The organism is Limnoglobus sp. (assembly GCF_059499385.1).
In genome coordinates, this window is the sequence record NZ_JCABYM010000073.1 from 12,984 (window position 1) to 30,309 (window position 17,326).

Sequence of the window (17,326 nt, forward strand, 5' to 3'; positions counted from 1 at the left end):
GACAGGAAATCTGTTTCGTCCTGGGCGAATTCGTACTAGAGTTTAGCAGTCGTGACGACTTTGTCTCTTTCATGATTTGTTAAGAAAATTAGCGCCCCGACCGCCACCCGAGGACCGACCGCGGTGCGTGACTCCCAGGCCTTCCCCCGACCCGACGATCGCGGCAGCGACGTGAAACGGGGCACGCACATCCCGCAGCCCCGCCACCGGTGCTCGGTCCTCATCGTCGACGACGAGCCGACCATCCTCGCGCTGCTCGTCCACCAGCTCGGCCAGGAGTTCGAGATCGTCACCGCCTGCTCGACGGCCCAGGCCCGCAGCACGGTCGCGGCCCGCCCGGTGGACATCATCATCACGGACCTCAACCTCTCGGACGGCAGCGGCCTGGCGCTCCTCGAATGGATGCGGCAGATGCACCCGCGGTCGGCCCGCGTGCTGCTCACCGGCACGGCCCGGCTGACGGACGCGGTGGACGCCATCAACCGCTGCCAGATTCATCGCCTCGTCCTCAAGCCGTGGCGGCTCGACGACCTGCTGACCACGATGCGGGCCGTGGCGCGGACGATTCAACTGGAGCGCAGCCACGAGAAGCTGCTCGAAGAGTACCGCACGCTGATGCTCGACCTGGAGAACCGCGTCGCGGACCGGACGCGGGAGCTCGAGCAGAAGAACCAGCTCCTCGAGAAGATGGCGCTGACGGACGCGCTGACCGGCGTGCCGAACCGCCGGGCGGTGGAGCTGATCGCCCGCAAGGAGTTGCTCCGCCGGGCGCGGATCAGCGACCCGATCGCGCTCGGGCTGATCGACGCGGACCACTTCAAGGACATCAACTCGGCGCACCTGCTCGTCGGCGGCGACCACGTGCTGACGTGGCTGGGGCAGACGCTCCAGAACGCCCTGCGGGGGACGGACGCGATCGGGCGGATCGGCGGCGAGGAATTCATGATCGTCGCGCCGGGGACGGACGTGGCCGGGGCCGAGGTGCTCGCGGAGCGGCTGCGGGCGACCATCGAGCGGGACCGCACGTCGTTCCGCGGCACGCCCATCGGGGTGACGATCAGCCTCGGGTTCGCCGTCCTGGAGGCGGACACGGTGGCGAGCTTCGACGAGCTGCGGGCGGCGGCCGCGGCCGCCCTGTCCGACGCGAAGGAGCAGGGCCGCAACCGGTCCGTGGTCCGCCGCATGCCGCCGGAGCCGGCACACGTCGGCTGACGCCCTTTTCTTCATCCCACCCGTTGCGTACCGTGTCTCCGAGGCGCGTCGCCTCACTTCAGGAGAGCACGACCATGTTGCGTTTCACGTTCGCCCTGCTGGCCCTCGTCGCCGGCGTCGCCGTGGCCGAGGAGAAGAAGGACGCCCCGAAGCTGACCGGCAGTTGGGTCCGCGAGGCGGAGGGGTTGGAGATCAAGTTCAAGTTCGACGACAAGACGGTCGCGATCAGCGTCATGAGCGGCGGGAACGGGATCACGGCCACGGCCGACTACACGGTCGATAAGGACGGCGTGGTGAAGGCGAAGATCACGAAGGTGGAGGAGAAGGGCGAGTTCCCGGCCAAGCCGGAGAAGGGCCTGGAGATGTCGATGAAGGTGGTGGTGAAGGACAAGAAGGCGACGATCAGCGAGTTCAAGTCGGCCCACGAGGGGGCGAAGGCCGTCATCGAGGGCGAGTACGAGAAGAAGGACGACTGAGCCGAGGGGCCGGAGGTAGGAGCGGCGGGGGATGACCCCGCCGTTTTTTCTTCCGCGAGGGCCGTGGGTCTTGTAGGTCTTGTAGGGCGGGTCAAGGCTTTGCGCCGACCCGCCGCGCCTCCAGCCCCCTCGTCGGTTCTCGAATGCGGTTGCGGTCCCCCGGCGGGTCGGCGCAAAGCCTTGACCCGCCCTACGAATCGGCCGCGAACTTCAACGACACCGAGTTCAAACAATACCGCAACCCCGTCGGCCGCGGGCCGTCCGGGAAGACGTGCCCCAGGTGGCCGCCGCACCGGCCGCAGACGATCTCCTCCCGCACCATGCCGTGGCTCGCGTCCCGCCGGACGGCGACGTGGGCCGGGTCGAACGGCTCGTAGAAGCTCGGCCACCCGGTCCCGGACTCGAACTTCGCCGCCGACCGGAACAGCGGCAGGTTGCACAGCCGACAGTGGTAGACGCCGGCCTCCTTGTTCTTCAACAGCCCGCCGCAGAACGGCGGCTCCGTCCCCTGGTGTAGCAACACCCGCCGCTCCTCGGCCGACAACCCGGCGGCCAGCCGCGTCAGCTCGTCGGCCGTCGGCGGCGTCAGGTCGTGCCCGCTCGCCGACGTGCGGGGATTCTTCTCGTTCGCCATAAACTGCTTCCCTCCGCGGGCGGGCGAATTTATCCTACGGGATGAGACAACCGCCGGGCCGAACGCGAAGGGGGCTTGTGGAACTCAAACTCACCGTCACCGCCGGGCCGCACCAGGGCCAGCAGTTCACGTTCGACGGGCACGACACGTTCCTCGTCGGCCGCGAGGCGGACGCCCACCTGCGGCTGTCCTACGACGACCCGTACTTCTCCCGCCGGCAGTTCGTCGTCGAGATCAACCCGCCCCGCTGCCGCGTGCTGGACCTGAAGAGCCGCAACGGCACGTTCGTGAACGGCAGCCGCGTGGCGACGGCCGACATCAAGGACGGGGACGAAATCTCGGCCGGGCACACCGTCTTCAAGGTGTCGGTCGTTTCGACGGAACCGGCGACGGAGCACACGCTCGACCTGCCGACCCGCCACAACCTGGACCTGACGCTCGACCTGCCGGCCGCCCCGCCGACGTTGCAGTACGAATCGACCGACGGCCTTCGCGTCCCCGGCTACCGGGTCGAGGGCGAACTCGGCCGCGGCGGCATGGGCGTCGTCTACCGCGGGGCGCGGGAAACGGACGGCGCGGCCGTCGCCATCAAGACGATCACGCCCGCGGCCGGCGTGTCGGGCCGGCAGGTCGAGCGGTTCGTCCGCGAGTGCAGCATCCTGTCCGACCTGTCGCACCCGAACATCGTCCGGTTCCTGGAGGTCGGCGAGGCGAACGCCACCGTCTTCCTGGTGATGGAACTGGTCGAGGGCACGGACGCGAAGAAGCTGCTCGCCGACCGCGGGCCGCTGGAGCCGAAGACGGCCGTGCGGCTGACGTGCCAGATGCTGAAGGGGCTGGCGCACGCCCACGAGAAGGGGTTCGTCCACCGCGACCTGAAGCCGGGGAACATCCTGATCGCGCGGTCGGCGGACGGGAAGAAGACGGCGAAGCTGGCCGACTTCGGGCTGGCCCGCGTGTACGAGTCGTCGAAGCTGAGCGGGCTGACGATGCAGGGCGAGGTCGGCGGCACGCCGGCGTTCATGGCCCCGGAGCAGGTGACGCACTACCGCGACGTGCGGCCGGCCGCCGACCAGTATTCCGCCGCGGCGACGCTGTACACGCTCTTGACGAACCGCCCGACGCACGACCTGCCGGGCAACGTGGCGGCGCAACTGGTTCACGTGGCGACGGAGCCGCCGGTCCCGATCGCCGACCGCCGGCCGGACCTGCCGGCCGGGCTGGCGAACGTGATCCACAAGGCGCTGAGCCGCGAGCCGGGGGACCGGTTCCCGGACATCGCCGCGTTCCGCGCGGAGTTGCGGAAGTTCGCGTAGAAAGGGTTTCAACGGCTGGGACCGCGGGCGTCCCGCCCGCCCACCTTCCCAATATCGGTGATTCGTCTCAAGTGGCTGGGGCCGTGGCGGGCGGGACGCCCGCGGTCCCAGGATCGTCCGGCTCCAGGACGGCGTCTTACCCCAATAGAACGGAGGCCGTCCCGTGTTCACCCGCCGCGAGTTCCTCGCCGCCGCGACCGCCGTGGGTGCGACCGCGCGGGCGGCGGAGAAGAAGCCGACGATGTTTCAGATCGCGTGCATGACGCTGCCGTACTCGGCGTTCCCGCTGGCCCGCGCGCTGACCGGGATCAAGACCGCCGGGTTCAACTTCGTCGCGTGGGGCGTGACGCACAAGGAGGACGGCAAGGCCGTGCCGGTGCTGGCGAAGGACGCCCCGCCCGCGAAGGCGAAGGAACTGGCGAAGCGCTGCCGCGACCTCGGCCTCGAGCCGGTGATGATGTTCAGCGACATCTACCCGGAGCACGCCGACGGGCTGGCGGTGCTGACCCACCGCATCAAGCAGGCCGCGGCCGGCGGGCTGCCGCAGGTGCTGACGTTCGGCCACACGAAGGGCGGCCACCGCAAGCTCTGGGTCGAGCGGCTCGGGCAACTCGGCCCGGTCGCGAAGGACCACGGCGTCACGGTCGTGGTGAAGCAGCACGGCGGCGAGACGGGGACCGGCGAGGCGTGCGCCGCCATCACCCGCGAGGTGAACCACCCGAACATTCAAGTGAACTACGACGCGGGCAACGTACTGGATTATCTGGACAAGGACCCGATTCCCGACATCCAGAAATGCGCCGCCGCGGTACGGAGCTTCTGCATCAAGGACCACCGCAACTGGCCGAAGGACGAGGACTGCGGCCCCGGCCTCGGCGAAATCGACCACTACCGGCTGCTCGCGCCGGTGGCGTTCACGGGGTTGACGATGCCGCTGGCGTGCGAGAACGTGTTCGCGCCGCTCGTCCCGCGGCCGGCGACGGCCGACGGCGTGGACGCGCTGGCGAAGCGGGCGCGGGAGTTCCTGGAAGTCGTGACCGCGGGGCTGCGGGTGTAGTTATTGGGGGTTTCCGAGCCGTTCGCGGGCCAATTCGGCGGCGGCGTGCAGCCGCTTCTGGAGTACGGCCTTCGGCGGCAGTTCCGTAAGATAGCTCGCCACACGTATTCCGCTCTTCTCCAGTTGCAACAACTCGACCTGCTCGTCCCCCTTGTCTTCGCACAGGATCAGCCCGATCGGCGGGTCCTCGCCCGGCTCGGTTTCGTGCTTCTCCAGCCACCGCAGGTAAAGTTCCATCTGCCCCTTGTCGGAGGCGTGGAAGCGGCCCAACTTCAAGTCGATGGCGATCAGCCGCCGGAGCTTCCGGTGGTAGAAGAGCAAGTCGAGGTGGAAGTCTTGGCCGTCGATCACCATCCGCTTCTGCCGGGCGACGAACGAGAACCCCGTGCCCAGTTCCAGGAGGAACTGTTCCATCTCCCGGAGGACGGCCGCCTCCACGTCGCCCTCCGAGTAGGTGTCCTTCAGTCCCAAGAAGTCCAGGACGTAGGGGTCGCGGAAGACGAGGTCCGGGGGCATCCGGTCGGACTCGCGCAGTTGTGCGAGTTCTCGCCCCGCCAGCTCCTCCGGCTTCTTGGAAAGGGCCGTCCGCTCGAAGAGCAAGCCGTCGATCTTCTCCCGCAGCTTCCGCACGCTCCACCGCTCGACGCGGCACATTTCCGCGTAGAAGTCTCGTTTGAGTTCGTCCTTGAGGACGATGATTTCAACGAAGTGACTCCACCCGAGTTGCTTCGACAGATTCGCCACAATCTCTGCCATAGGAAACACTTCAGCGAACCGGATCATCCGCGTGAGGTTCGGCCGGGAGAACCCTGTGCCGTACTCCACACTCAATTCGTTCGACAGTGTCGAACAAATCTCGTCGCCGTAGGTAGCCCGTTTCGACCGGAGGATGTCCGTGCGGATGCGGGTTCCGACCTGCCAGTACAGGAGGACCAACGCCGCGTTCGCGGCCTGGGCCACGCCCTCGCGGGCCTGTCCGATCAGCGACCGCAGGTCGGCCAGCAGGTCCGCGCCCGGCCCCGCGACGGCGGAGGAACGTTTCACCGGCGACGGGTTGGCTTTCCGCTTCATCACGGCGGCTCGGCTGGGGTACGATGGGTCCAGATTCGCGAGTCGGTCCGAACTCGTCCTGGGTAGTATCGGCCATTTGACCCCGCTCGCACAAGAACGAGGGCAGGATGCGACTCACCCTCCCCTTCCTCGCGCTCCTCGCGACCGTTGCCGTTGCCCCCGCCGCGGAGCCGGTCGCGCTCAACGGCACGCCGCCGCTCGACGCGCCGATGCGGCGGTTCGGCGACGACCGGTTCCGCGTCGGCGGGCAACCTTACGCGTCCGCCCTGTCGCCCGACGGCAAGCGGCTGGCCGTCTTCTCCACCGCCCCCACCCGCGGCGTCGCCGTCGTCACCGTCCTCGACCTGGAAACCGGCCGGCCGCGGGTCGTTAGCCGCGTGCCGTATACCGGGTCCGACCACGCCTGGGTCGCCGAGATGACATTCTCACGGGACGGCCGGCTCCTCGCCGTCGTGCCGCACAGCGAGATCACGTTCGTCCTCAACAGCCACACCGGGGAACTCGTCTGGCGGACCGACAACGAGAAGGGCGGCGGCCCGACGTTCTGCGCGTTCGACGCGGACAACCGCCTGATCCGCACCTACGACGGCGAGACGGTGGTGTACGACATCGCGGCCGGCACGGTCGCGACCCGGTGGCCGGTCGGCCGCATCGCGAGGCTGACGCCGGACGCGAAGACGTTCGTGCGGGCTGTCCCGGACAAGCCGGAGGTCGAGATCGGCGACCCGGTGACCGGGCAGGTCAAGCACCGGCTGCCGCTCGTCGCCGGGTCGCGCTACCCGGAGCGGAGTCTGGCCCTTTCAAACGACGGCAAGACGCTCGCCGTCGTACACGCCCGTACCGAAGCCCGACTCATCAACCTCGCCACCGGCGAGACGCGACGGCAGTGGAAGCTCTTCCAGGACCCGGACCTCGTCGCTTCTGCCCAAGGGGTCCACTTCACCGCGGACGACGGCACGCTGGTCGCCTTTCTAGGGTCCGGGGTACTCCGTTGGGCGTTGAACCCGTTTCGTGAGTTGCCGACCCTCAAGGACTTCAACTCCTCTGACGAACACTGTCTAGTGTCCCCGGACGGCAAAATGGTTTACCGGTTGGGGAACGTGATCGGGCGGTGGGACACCAGGACTGGCGAGCGCGTCCCGAACGAGTCGCCGACGTTCGAGCGGTTCGCGCTGCTGCCGGACGGCAAGCACGTCGCGCTGGCCGACGACCGCGGCCGGCTGTTCGTCCACGACATCCCGAACGGCCGGCGGGTCCGCGAAATACCCCTCGCCGCGAGCGAGGAGGCGCGGCTCGGCGGCCTCGTCGCGTCGCCGGACGGCAAGCACGTTGCGGTCCAACGGGGGCGAAACGGCGAGGTGCAAGTCGTCCCGCTCGGCGAGGAGCACGCCGCGGCCGGGCGGCTGCCGAACACGTCGGCCGGGTACAACGCCTTCCTCGCGTGGTCGCCGGACGGCAAGACCGTGTACGCCCGGCAGGAGGAGGATAACGACCCATACCGGTTCGTCTGGTTCGACGTGGCCGCGAACCGCGTGGTGCGGACGCTCCCGAACTGGCAGCCCCGCGCGATCTCGCCGGACGGCCGGGAGATGGTGTTCGCGCGGGCGCGGGCGGAGCGCCGCCGCGGGCCGCGGGAGTTCGCCAAGCTGCTCCGGCTCGACCTCGCGACGGGGACGCAGCTCGGCGGGTACTTCGTCGGGTTGCAGCGGTACCACCGCACGGAGGACCTGGCGTTCCAGTGCGCCGCGTTCTCGCCGGACGGGGCCGACCTCGCGGTCGCGGACGGGGATTTGATTTCGATTCAGAACGCCCCGTACCTGCCGTTCAACGCGACCGACGCCGGCGAGCGGGTGACGTGCCTGGCGTTCACCCCGGACGGCAAGTGGCTCGTCTCCGGGAGCGACGACTGTGCCGTCAAGGTGTGGGAGGTCGCGACCGGCAAGCTCGTGCGGCGGTTCGACGGGCACGACTTCGCCGTGTCGCAGGTCGCGGTGGCGCTCGACGGCCGGTCCGTCTTCTCGTCCGGCAGTCACGCCGGGGTGATGCAGTGGGACCTGACGCCGCCGACCGTGCAACTGCCGATGCACCCGGACGTGCTGTGGGCCGCGGCGGCGGGCGAGCCGGCGGTCGGCGTGCCGGCGGCGTGGAAGTTGATGGGCGACGCGGCGTTCCGCCGGCTCGTCGCGGAGCGGCTGCCGCCGGTCCCGCGGCCGGACGCGAAGCGGGTGGCGGCGCTGCTCGCGGCGCTGGACGCCCCGGCGTTCGCGGACCGCACGGCCGCCACCCGCGGCCTCGCCGCCCTCGGCCGGCTCGTCGAACTCGATTTGAAAGCCGCCCTCCAGACGACAACCAGCGTCGAAGCCCGCGACCGGATCGAGAGCCTCCTCGACCGGCTGGAGAAGCGGTACTCGCCGGACGAGCTGCGGGCCGCGCGGCTGGTGCAGGCTTGCGAGTGGCATCGGCTGAAGGAGCCACTGACGGCGTGGGCGGCGGGCGCGCCGTCGGCCGTCGTCACCCGCGAGGCGGCGGCGGCGCTGGCGCGGATGAAGTAGGGCGGGTCAAGGCTTTGCGCCGACCCGCCGGGGGATCGCAACCACACGGGAGGACCGCCGAACCGGCTGGCGGCGCGGCGGGTCGGCGCAAAGCCTTGACCCGCCCTACAAGAGCAAACCCCGCGGGATCACCCGCGGGGTTTCGCGATTCGACACCGTCCGGATTTATCGGAAGGTGCTGAACCCGAACGACACGCCGGGCCGGCCGTAGTACCCGCGGTTGTACCCGCGACCGTAGCCGCCGTAGTACCCGCGGTTGTACCCGCCGTAGTAGGGCTGGTTGTAGAAGCCGCCGCTGTTGTAGCTGAACCCGAAGCTCGTCCCGCCGCGGTAGTAGCCGCCGGGGTAGTACCCGTAGGACGGGACGCCGTAGGTGACGAACGGGCTGGCGTACCGGGAGTAGTAGGCCGGCGAGCCGACGCCGCCGTAGTACCGCCCGCCGACGAGCGCCGTGGACGGGCCGACGGAGACGGCCTGGGCCGACGCCTCGCTCCCGCCGAGGGTGAACAGGCCGGCGGCAACAACAAGGCCGAGCGCGAATTTGAAACGCATAGGATGTGTCCTCAAGGTGTGTCGGGCGGCCGAAGCCCCCCGAAGGTGAAACCGTTCACACCGGGCAATCTTGCGCGCAAAATGGAGGACTTGGCGAAGGTATTGCAGAATTTACATGACCCGCCGATACTGAAGCCCCGTCGCGTTGCTTATCACTTCCCCGACCTCGTCCGCCTGGTCCTGGCTCGTCGTCCGGAAGATGACCTCGTCCAGGCTCCCGTAGGTGTCGCAAATCGCGATGTCGTACCGGACCGGGTTCAGCACCACGAAGTAGAACACGATGCCGGGGACGACGCCGAGGAGCAAGAGGTAGATGAACGTCGCCCACTCCAGGAACCCCATCGAGTGCGTCGAGATCGTGCCGACGCCATGGCTGTCCTTCCAGTCGATCTCCTGCGGCGGCATCGGGACGAACGCGAGCCGCCAGTACTTCGTCAGCGTCGTCTGGCCCTTCGCGGTCCGCCGGACGCCGAGCTTCTGGTAGCTGCCGATGAGGAACGCCTGCAGGCCGCACTGGAAGACGAGCGAGACGACGCCCCGCTCCAGGCTCGACACGTTCGCGATGAGCAGCATCAGGATGACGTTCATGACCTGCAACCCGGCCAGGATTTGCAGGCGGGTCTTGAGCGTCAGCCGCGGCTCCCACTCGCGGCTGATCGGCTGGAACTCCTTCTTCGGCTTCTTTTTCGAGCGGAAGTCGAGGCCGCAGTGGACGCACATCGTCGCGTCGAGCGGCAGCCGGACGTTGCACTCGGGACACCCCTTCGTGCCGTCGCCGGGGACGGCGTAGGGCTTGTCGTCGTCCTCCTCCTGCGTCCCGTCGAGCAGGTTCGGGCCGAGCGGGGCGTCGTCGGCGATCTGGAAGTCCGGCCGGTTGTCGCGGGGGTTCGGGTTGGCGCGGGCCTTCGCCGTCGGCTTCTTCGCCTTCCGCTGCGGCTCGATCGGCGGGGGGGGCGGCGCGGCCTTGCGGCGCGGGCGGTCGTCCTCCTCGTCTTCATCCTCGTCTCGCCGGCGGCGGGCGCGGGGGGCGTCGTCCTCGTCGTCGTCTTCGACCTCCGGCTTCCGGCGGCGGGGCTTCTCCTCCGCGGCCGGGGCGATGACCGGCAGGTCGTCCGCGGGGGCAACGTCGGACCGCATCTCCGGCGGCACGCTGACGTAGTACCCGCAGGCGTCGCAGCGGATCTTCGGCCGTGAGTGGCCGGCGGGCACGGTGACCTTGCCGCCGCAGTGGGAGCAGTTCAACCGGCCCGGAGCCGCGTGCGTGATGTTCATCGGAATCGGCATGGTGTTGCGGTCCTGCGGCGAGCCGAGCGGCGTAAGCCGCCGGGTAACGCGCACCACCCGGCGGCTTACGCCGCTCGGCTCGCCGTTAATTTGTAATGCCCTTCGTGATCCGCATGAACACGTCTTCGAGGTTGATTTCCTCTTCCTTGAACGCCTTCAGCTTGAACCCGTCGGCCAACAGCCGCTCCGGGATGAAGCTGCCGTCGGCGCTCTCGTCCTTCAGCGTCACCTTGATCGACTCCGCCTCGTTCGTCAGCTCGACACTCTCGATTTCACTCTGCCCCTCGAGCTTCTTCGCGGCCAGCTCGTTGGCGTCCTTGCCGACCGACACGATGAAGACGTGCTTCTGACGGACCTGCCTGATCGCGGACGCCACGTCGTTGTTGAAGATCAGCTTGCCCCGCTCGATGATGCCGATCTTGTTGCAGATGTCCGCCAGCTCCGGCAGGATGTGCGACGACACCATGATCGTCTTGTTCATCTTGCGAAGCTCCTTGATGAGTTCTCGCATCTCGATCCGCGCCCGCGGGTCCAACCCGGACGCCGGCTCGTCGAGGAGCAGCACCTGCGGCTCGTGCAAGAGCACCCGCGCCAGGCCGAGCCGCTGCGTCATCCCGCGGGACAGGCTCGTCACCAGCGCGTCCCGCTTGTACCCCAATTCCACCAAGTCCAAGACCTGGTCGCACTTCTTGCGGCGTTCCGGCCCCTTGATCCGGTACGCGGCGGCGAAGAACTCCAGGTACTCGATCACCTTCATGTCGTCGTACACGCCGAAGAAGTCCGGCATGTACCCGATCGACCGGCGGATGTCCTTCGACCCGGTGTAGATGCTGTACCCGCACACGCTCGCCTCGCCCCAACTCGGGTTGAGCAACGTCGCCAGGATGCGCATGGTCGTGGTTTTGCCCGCGCCGTTCGGGCCGATGAACCCGAACACGTCCCCCTGTTCCAGCTTCAGCGTCAGCCGGTCGAGGGCGAACAGGTCGCCGTACTTCTTCGTCAGGTCGCGGGTCTCGATCATGGGGATCTCTTGGAAAACGTGATTCGTGATTGGAAAGTACAAATCACGAATCACCAATCACTTTTTAAACGGTTTCACGGGCACGTAGACCCGCACGAACGTTTCCTGTTGCAGCGTGCCCTGCTGCTCGGCCCGCTTCTTCGCGCCACCGGGGAGGTCGCGGAGCCAGAGCGTCGTCGGAGACGCGGACGCCGGGTCGGCGTACACCTCCTCCGCGTTGCCGTCCCGGACCGTCGCGGCCCGGCCGACGATCATCACCTCGTCCCGGTGGAGCGACGACAGCCGCCAGGACTGGTCGAGCCGCCGCAAGGTCGAGTTTCGCGGCTGGGCGTTGTCGGCCGCCTTCTGCTCCTCCTCGTGGAACATCAGCGCGAAGATCGGGGCCGCGCCGGTCGAGACGCGGGTGACCGCCCCGCTCCGGTTGTACGGCTGGCCCGGCGTCGAGAACGCGCTCAGCCCGGTCAGCTTCCGCACCCAGTCGGTGTCCACCTTCGTGTCGTCCAGGTAGGCGTTCACCGGCACGCCGGACGCGATCGCGTCCCACTTGTACGCCTTGCCGGCGTAGACCAGGTACACGTCCTGCAGCTCCTTGAACGGCAGGTTCAGCGTGAACGTGCCGACGACGTTCTCCGGCTTCGCCGGCGGGTGGTTCAGGTCGGAGACGACCAGCGGGGCCTGCCGGTCCAGCGCCGCCGACCAGTCGGCCGCGAACGCCTTCGTGGACCAGACCTGGATCGGCACGTCGATCAGCCCTTCGGAAAACTGCGGCGTCGCCGGGTCGCCGGGCGGCGCGAGGTTGTAGTGGTACGACCGGCGGAAGAAGCTCCCCTTCCGGCCGCTGTTCGCGCCGACGGCATCGACCAGCACGCCGCCGTGCGTCGGGTCGTTGTCCGCGACCCACTTCTCGCCCGGCTCGACGCCGATCCGGTACGTGTCGATCCGCGGGCTGAAGACCGTGAACCACGTGTGGCCGTACACCCGATTCGTCGCCGGGTCGATGTCGAGGAGATCGACCTTGTTCACCTTCATGTCGCTGCCCTTCAAGGCGTAGGCCGAGAAGTACGCGATGGCGCTGACGGTGAGGACGATGATCGGGAACGTGATCCACGTCAGTTCGAGCCGCTTGAACACCTTCTTCAGCACGTAGTACTCGACCGGCCCGATGAGCAGCGTGTAGAGGATGATGAACACGGCGACCCAGCCGAACGAGATGACCGGGACGCTGGCGAACGAGTCGGTGTGCTGCCGCATCTCGGCGGCCAGCTCGTCCTCGCTGACGCCGGTGTACGACGAGTAGGTCCGGGGCTGGCTCTGCGGGGCGCGGGCCGCGCCGCACTCGCGGAGGATGAGGTCCCACGCCTTCGGCCGGTCCTCGTAGTCCACGAACGGGGACCGGTCGAGGTCGAACCCGACGAGCGTGACCCGGCCGAGGCCGTAGGGGGCCTGCACGACGGCCCGGCGGGCGTCCTCCCGGAGCGTCGTGGCCGGCGGCACGACCTGCCGCGCGCCACGGGTCGGGTGCGGGACGAAGTTCGCGACCGGGAACGTGCCGGCCTTCGCGGCCAGCGTGTTCAGCTTCGTCCGCTTGTCCCCGCCGCCGACCGCCCACTCCATGAACAGGTCCTTCACCTGCTCCGCCGGGTTGTCCTTGCGGACCTGCATCGGCAGGACTTCTTGCAGGACCGGGAAGTTCGCGACGATGGCCGCGTTCTGCCCGACGCTGACGACCAGCCGGCCGCCGCGGCGGACCCACTCCAGCAGCGCGTCCAGCCGCGGCTTGTGCTGCGGGTCGGTGAACAGCGGCGTGAGGAAGTTCTGGACGGACGCCGCGCCGGTCGCGAGGACGACGAGGTCGGCCGCGTCGTACCCGTACCACCGGTCCGGCAGCAGGAACGGGTTGTCGATGACGGCCTGCTCGACGCGGGCCGGGCGGTACTCGTTCGGGTTCTGCTGCTTCGCCTCGGCCGGCAGCTCGAACCCCGGCAGCCGGGACCCGAGGGCGAGGACGACGTAGGTGGAAGTTTCCCGCGCCCGGACGTAGGTGAGCCGCTTCGGCTCGGCGAGCAGCCGCCCGGCCGTCGGGTTGGCCCCCGCCGGTTCCCGCTCGCGGACCGTGACGGTCAGTTCGCGGCCGGCCAGCCGCACGTAGGGGATGTACGGCAGCTCCGCCGCGGTGAGGGTCGTGCCGCGGGACACGTCCGACAAGTTTTGAAGGGGAACGCTGATGGCCGTGCCGAGGTCGTCCGGGTCGGTGGTTTCGAGGACGAGGTTGGCCTGCCGCTTCGTCTCGCCGTTGACCTTGAGTTCGACGTAGACCGGTGCCCAGAGGTTGGCCTTGCAGACGAACGCGGCCGATTGGTCGTCGTCCCGCATGGCGGCCCCCGGCCCGGCCGGGAACCCGACTTTGACCGACTCGATCTTGAGCGGGTACTGGGCGGCCGCCGCCCCGACGCACGCCAGGACGGCCGCCAGGGCCGACGCGAACCGCGGATACCGCATGGACCGGTCCTCAGCTTCAGGGCTTCTCCGCCATCCCGCACGCACACGGGGTTTGACGACAGCCGGGGCAACCCGTGCCGTACTTCCGCGCGACCGCTTCTTCGAGATCGACGCCGACGCAGTTGGCGAGGGTGGCGAGCCACGCCAGCACGTCGGCGAATTCGAGTGTCCGCTCGTCGTGCGTCCCGCCGCGGAGGGCGGCGGACAGCTCGCCGACCTCTTCGAGGAACCACATGAAGGTTCCTTCGACGCCCCGCCGCGAATCTTTCTCGCCGTACAGTTCGCGGATGCGATCCTGGAGTTCGCCGAGTGTCATCGTGCCGCGGGGTCCGGGGAGGGGGGTCGGTTCCGGGATTTTAGCACGACGCGAACGCCCCGGCCAATTTACGATGAGAATGTGCCGGGGGTTCGGCGAGCCGCGTGCAGTCGCAACGGCCCCCCATCGCTTGTAGAACCCTGAGCGGAAGCGACGGGGTGTGGGGCCAGTCTAACACCCCGTCGCTTCCGCTCAGGGTTCTACCAAACCGGTCGTTGCTGGTGCGAGACCCGTCGCGCTGTCGCGATGGCGTACAGTTGAATAATCCCAGAAGGTCGCGTAGATTAAATTGGATAGTTCTATCCGATTAAATCGGGGTCTCGTGATGTTGGTTCCCACCCGCCTCGTTGTCACATCGTTGGCATTGCTCGTCGCCTCGGGCCCGGTGTTCGCCCAGGCCACGGACCTCGACCGGCCGCCGGTCCGCTACTCGACCGCCACGCCGGACAACGCCGTCAGCCGCCTGAAGGCCGACCTCGCGTTCGACGACGACCGCGGCTACCTCAAGTCCGTTCTGAAGGCGCTCGACATCCCGGAATCGTCGCAGGTGCTCGTCTTCTCGAAGACGAGCCTGCAGCGGTCCCGCATCTCGCCGAAGACGCCGCGGGCGATCTACTTCAACGACGACGTGTACGTCGGGTACTGCGTCCTCGGCGACGTGCTGGAAGTGTCCGTCGCCGACCCGAAGCTGGGGACCGTCTTCTACACGCTCGACCAGGAACCGGCGAAGAAGCCGACGTTCGCCCGCCAGACGGACAACTGCCTGACGTGCCACGGCGGGTCGGCGACGCGGAACATGCCGGGGCACCTGGTGCGGTCGGTCTACCCGGACCGCGGCGGGGAGCCGATCTTCGCGAGCGGGTCGTACCGGACGGACGACGCCAGCCCGTTCGAGCAGCGGTTCGGCGGGTGGTACGTCACCGGCCGGCACGGGAAGGCCGAGCACCTCGGCAACCAGTTCCACCGCGGCGGCGAGGAGAAGCCGCAGTTGGCGGGGCAGAACGTGACCGACCTCAAGCCGTTCTTCACGACCGGCCGCCACCTGACGCCGCACAGCGACCTCGTGGCGCTGATGGTGTTGTCCCATCAAGTGGCGGTCCACAACCGGATCGCGCGGGCGACGCTGGAGACGCGGGCGGCCCTGCACTACCAGGACGAACTGAACCGCGCGCTGAAGGAGCCGGCCGACACGAAGTACGATTCGGTGAAGAGCCGGATCAAGTCCGTCGGCGACGACCTGTTGAAGGCGCTCCTGTTCAGCGAGGAGGCGAAGCTGACGGACCCGGTGAGCGGCACGAGCGGGTTCGCGGAGGCGTTCGCCGCCCGCGGGCCGTTCGACGGCAAGAAGCGGTCGCTGCGGGAGTTCGATTTGAACACGCGGCTGTTTCGGTATCCGTGCAGCTTCCTGATCTACTCCGAGTCGTTCGACGCGATGCCGGCCGACGTGCGGGACTACGTGCTGCGGCGGCTGTTCGACGTGCTGACGGGGACGGACACGGACGAGGCGTTCCAGCACCTGACGGCCTCGGACCGGGCGGCGGTGTTGGACATCCTACGGGCGACGAAGAAGAACCTGCCGGGGTACTGGAAATAAGGCGAACGGCACGGCGTGAGCGTGCCGGTTACTCCCTGCCGGAAACAACCGGCACGCTCACGCCGTGCCGTTCGCCTTAGCGCACCTTCGCCTTGAACTTCACGACGCCGCCCTGGCCGGGTTGCAGCGTGCCGGGGATCTCGAACCGCACGACCGCCGACCCGGCCGCGTTCGCCTCGATCGTCACGTTCGTCGGCCGGTCGGACAGGCCGGACCCGGCCACGTACTCCAGCCGCGCGGACAGGCTGTCGCTCAGCACGAGGTCCGACACCGGCAGGGCCGTGTCGTTCTTGTACGTGATCGTGAACGTCACCTCGTCGCCGACCTTCACGCCGGTCTTCGGTTCCACCGACTTCACCACGACCATCTCGTTCGGGAAGTTCACCAACTCGTCCGGCTCGACCGACTGCTTCACGACCTGCGTGCCGCTGACCGTGTACGTCGCCTTCACGCTCGTCATCGTCATGACGATCTGCGCCCCCTGGCGGCCGATCTGCGCCATCGGGCGGATCGGCAGCTCCAGGCCGACCGGCTTCAGCCGCTCGGCGACGGACTGCGCCAGCAGGTTCGTCCGGTGCGTGCTGCTCGCCATCCGCTGCACGCCGGCTTCGAGCCGGTACGCGAAGTAGAGGCCGCGCGGGTTCAACTCCACCTTCTGCACGGCGAACCGCGGCACACAGATGCACACCTGGTTCGAGGTCGTGACCTTCCGCTTGATCCCCTGCGTGTACTCGAGGGCCACGTCGGTCGTGTCGAGGCCGCCGAGTTCGCCGGTGTCGCGGACGCCGAGCCGGTTGTTCGTGTCGCCGCCGTCGGTGAAGCACTCCTCCGGCAGTTGCTTCGGCCCGAGGATCGGGTCGTACAGCGGCGCGCCCTGCCAGCCAATGGTCGGCGGGAAGGCCGGACGGCCGAGCGCCTGCTCGCCGGGGTTCAGGATCGTGCCCGCGACCGCGCCGCGCTGGAGTTCATCCACGGTGGGCACGCGGTTGCCGAGGCGGACGATCATCACCAGCCGGCCGCTGTCGGTCGCGGCGCGGATCGCGTCGTCGTCCGTGTCCGCCAGGAACTCCGGCGGCCGGTCGGCCGTCGTCTTCACCGGCACGGCCTTCTCCGGGTTCTCCAGGTACACGACCTTCGTGATGAGCGACCCGGCCGCGGCCTTCGCCAGGTCCACGTCGTTGAATTCGAGGGCGGCGGGGTACTCCATGTAGTTCATGCCGGGCCGCGGGGCGAGCACGCCGCGGACTTCGATCTCGGGGTACAACGACTCGCCGGGCCGGTTCGGGATGCCGGTGAGTTCGAGGCGGTAGACGTAACCGGGCCGCAGGCCGAAGACGCTGCCGGCGTCGAACAGCTTCGCCGCCGGCGTGCCGGGGGCGGTGGTGACCCGCAGGCCCTTCGACCCGACGACCTTCACCGCGAGCAGCGGGGCCGGGGCGAGCGGCGGGCAGGCCAGTTGGATCATCGGCGCGGGCGGCAGGCCGGGCATCTGCGGCATCACGAACCCGCGCGGCGCGGCGGCCGGGGCGCAGGTGTCGCAGTTCGCCTTGTGGCCGGGGTGGAAGCCGGAGGCCAGCGGCGCGAGCAGAAGCAAGGACGTGAAGTTCATGTCGAAGGCCCTCCGTGACTCGTCCTGGGACCGCGGGCGTCCCGCCCGCCCACCTTCGCGTATCGGGAACCTGTCTTACGTGGCTGGGACCGTGGCGGGCGGGACGCCCGCGGTCCCAGGGAATACCCACCCA

14 protein-coding genes are annotated in these 17,326 nt (G+C 68.6%); 6 read left to right on the forward strand and 8 right to left on the reverse strand.

Annotated elements, in window-relative coordinates:
* Positions 1-123: 123 nt before the first annotated feature.
* Positions 124-1,212 carry a GGDEF domain-containing response regulator gene (locus AC5JJ2_RS13475; protein ID WP_495858516.1) on the forward strand — a complete coding sequence of 363 codons (1,089 nt, stop codon included), beginning with the start codon at positions 124-126 and terminating at the stop codon, positions 1,210-1,212.
* A gap of 74 nt (positions 1,213-1,286) precedes the next feature.
* Positions 1,287-1,688, forward strand: a complete 402-nt coding sequence (locus AC5JJ2_RS13480; protein WP_495858517.1) for a hypothetical protein — start codon at positions 1,287-1,289, stop codon at positions 1,686-1,688.
* A gap of 190 nt (positions 1,689-1,878) precedes the next feature.
* On the opposite strand, the gene msrB is transcribed toward AC5JJ2_RS13480, so the two are convergent.
* The gene (gene msrB, locus AC5JJ2_RS13485) at positions 1,879-2,322 is read right to left on the reverse strand and encodes a peptide-methionine (R)-S-oxide reductase MsrB (protein WP_495858518.1); all 444 of its coding nucleotides are present in this window, start codon (positions 2,320-2,322) and stop codon (positions 1,879-1,881) included.
* Positions 2,323-2,399: 77 nt separating this feature from the next.
* On the opposite strand from msrB, the gene AC5JJ2_RS13490 reads away from it, so the two are divergent.
* Together AC5JJ2_RS13490 and AC5JJ2_RS13495 are read left to right on the forward strand one after the other, a co-directional pair.
* On the forward strand, positions 2,400-3,638 hold the full coding sequence (locus AC5JJ2_RS13490) for a protein kinase domain-containing protein (RefSeq protein ID WP_495858519.1): 1,239 nt from the start codon (positions 2,400-2,402) through the stop codon (positions 3,636-3,638).
* A gap of 163 nt (positions 3,639-3,801) precedes the next feature.
* Entirely contained in the window at positions 3,802-4,695 is an 894-nt protein-coding gene (locus AC5JJ2_RS13495; RefSeq protein ID WP_495858520.1) for a sugar phosphate isomerase/epimerase family protein, read from the forward strand.
* On the opposite strand, the gene AC5JJ2_RS13500 is transcribed toward AC5JJ2_RS13495, so the two are convergent.
* A complete protein-coding gene (locus tag AC5JJ2_RS13500) occupies positions 4,696-5,766 on the reverse strand; it encodes a PDDEXK nuclease domain-containing protein (protein ID WP_495858521.1) in 1,071 nt (356 codons plus the stop codon).
* A gap of 107 nt (positions 5,767-5,873) precedes the next feature.
* On the opposite strand from AC5JJ2_RS13500, the gene AC5JJ2_RS13505 reads away from it, so the two are divergent.
* Positions 5,874-8,318 (forward strand): WD40 repeat domain-containing protein, encoded by a 2,445-nt coding sequence (locus tag AC5JJ2_RS13505; protein WP_495858522.1) that lies wholly within the window; start codon positions 5,874-5,876, stop codon positions 8,316-8,318.
* Positions 8,319-8,483: 165 nt separating this feature from the next.
* On the opposite strand, the gene AC5JJ2_RS13510 is transcribed toward AC5JJ2_RS13505, so the two are convergent.
* From AC5JJ2_RS13510 to AC5JJ2_RS13530, 5 genes are all read right to left on the reverse strand, one after another.
* Positions 8,484-8,870: a hypothetical protein gene (locus AC5JJ2_RS13510; RefSeq protein ID WP_495858523.1), complete on the reverse strand. Its 387-nt coding sequence runs from the start codon at positions 8,868-8,870 to the stop codon at positions 8,484-8,486.
* Positions 8,871-8,981: 111 nt separating this feature from the next.
* Positions 8,982-10,154: a hypothetical protein gene (locus AC5JJ2_RS13515; protein ID WP_495858524.1), complete on the reverse strand. Its 1,173-nt coding sequence runs from the start codon at positions 10,152-10,154 to the stop codon at positions 8,982-8,984.
* 85 nt (positions 10,155-10,239) lie between these two features.
* Complete coding sequence (locus tag AC5JJ2_RS13520) at positions 10,240-11,175, reverse strand: ABC transporter ATP-binding protein (protein WP_495858525.1); 936 nt, start codon at positions 11,173-11,175, stop codon at positions 10,240-10,242.
* 57 nt (positions 11,176-11,232) lie between these two features.
* Entirely contained in the window at positions 11,233-13,674 is a 2,442-nt protein-coding gene (locus tag AC5JJ2_RS13525) for a hypothetical protein (RefSeq protein ID WP_495858526.1), read from the reverse strand.
* A 16-nt stretch (positions 13,675-13,690) separates the two neighbouring features.
* Complete coding sequence (locus AC5JJ2_RS13530; protein ID WP_495858527.1) at positions 13,691-13,990, reverse strand: MazG nucleotide pyrophosphohydrolase domain-containing protein; 300 nt, start codon at positions 13,988-13,990, stop codon at positions 13,691-13,693.
* A gap of 364 nt (positions 13,991-14,354) precedes the next feature.
* On the opposite strand from AC5JJ2_RS13530, the gene AC5JJ2_RS13535 reads away from it, so the two are divergent.
* On the forward strand, positions 14,355-15,584 hold the full coding sequence (locus AC5JJ2_RS13535; protein ID WP_495858528.1) for a hypothetical protein: 1,230 nt from the start codon (positions 14,355-14,357) through the stop codon (positions 15,582-15,584).
* Positions 15,585-15,660: 76 nt separating this feature from the next.
* Here AC5JJ2_RS13535 and AC5JJ2_RS13540 read toward each other — a convergent pair whose 3' ends face one another.
* Entirely contained in the window at positions 15,661-17,193 is a 1,533-nt protein-coding gene (locus AC5JJ2_RS13540; protein WP_495858529.1) for a hypothetical protein, read from the reverse strand.
* Positions 17,194-17,326: the final 133 nt, after the last annotated feature.

Coding starts and splice junctions, on each gene's coding strand:
- AC5JJ2_RS13520 (WP_495858525.1), bottom strand. CDS start 11,175: ATGATCGAGACCCGCGACCTGACGAAGAAGTACGGCGACCTGTTCGCC.
- AC5JJ2_RS13480 (WP_495858517.1), top strand. CDS start 1,287: ATGTTGCGTTTCACGTTCGCCCTGCTGGCCCTCGTCGCCGGCGTCGCC.
- AC5JJ2_RS13510 (WP_495858523.1), bottom strand. CDS start 8,870: ATGCGTTTCAAATTCGCGCTCGGCCTTGTTGTTGCCGCCGGCCTGTTC.
- AC5JJ2_RS13540 (WP_495858529.1), bottom strand. CDS start 17,193: ATGAACTTCACGTCCTTGCTTCTGCTCGCGCCGCTGGCCTCCGGCTTC.
- AC5JJ2_RS13505 (WP_495858522.1), top strand. CDS start 5,874: ATGCGACTCACCCTCCCCTTCCTCGCGCTCCTCGCGACCGTTGCCGTT.
- AC5JJ2_RS13500 (WP_495858521.1), bottom strand. CDS start 5,766: ATGAAGCGGAAAGCCAACCCGTCGCCGGTGAAACGTTCCTCCGCCGTC.
- AC5JJ2_RS13530 (WP_495858527.1), bottom strand. CDS start 13,990: ATGACACTCGGCGAACTCCAGGATCGCATCCGCGAACTGTACGGCGAG.
- msrB (WP_495858518.1), bottom strand. CDS start 2,322: ATGGCGAACGAGAAGAATCCCCGCACGTCGGCGAGCGGGCACGACCTG.
- AC5JJ2_RS13525 (WP_495858526.1), bottom strand. CDS start 13,674: ATGCGGTATCCGCGGTTCGCGTCGGCCCTGGCGGCCGTCCTGGCGTGC.
- AC5JJ2_RS13515 (WP_495858524.1), bottom strand. CDS start 10,154: ATGCCGATTCCGATGAACATCACGCACGCGGCTCCGGGCCGGTTGAAC.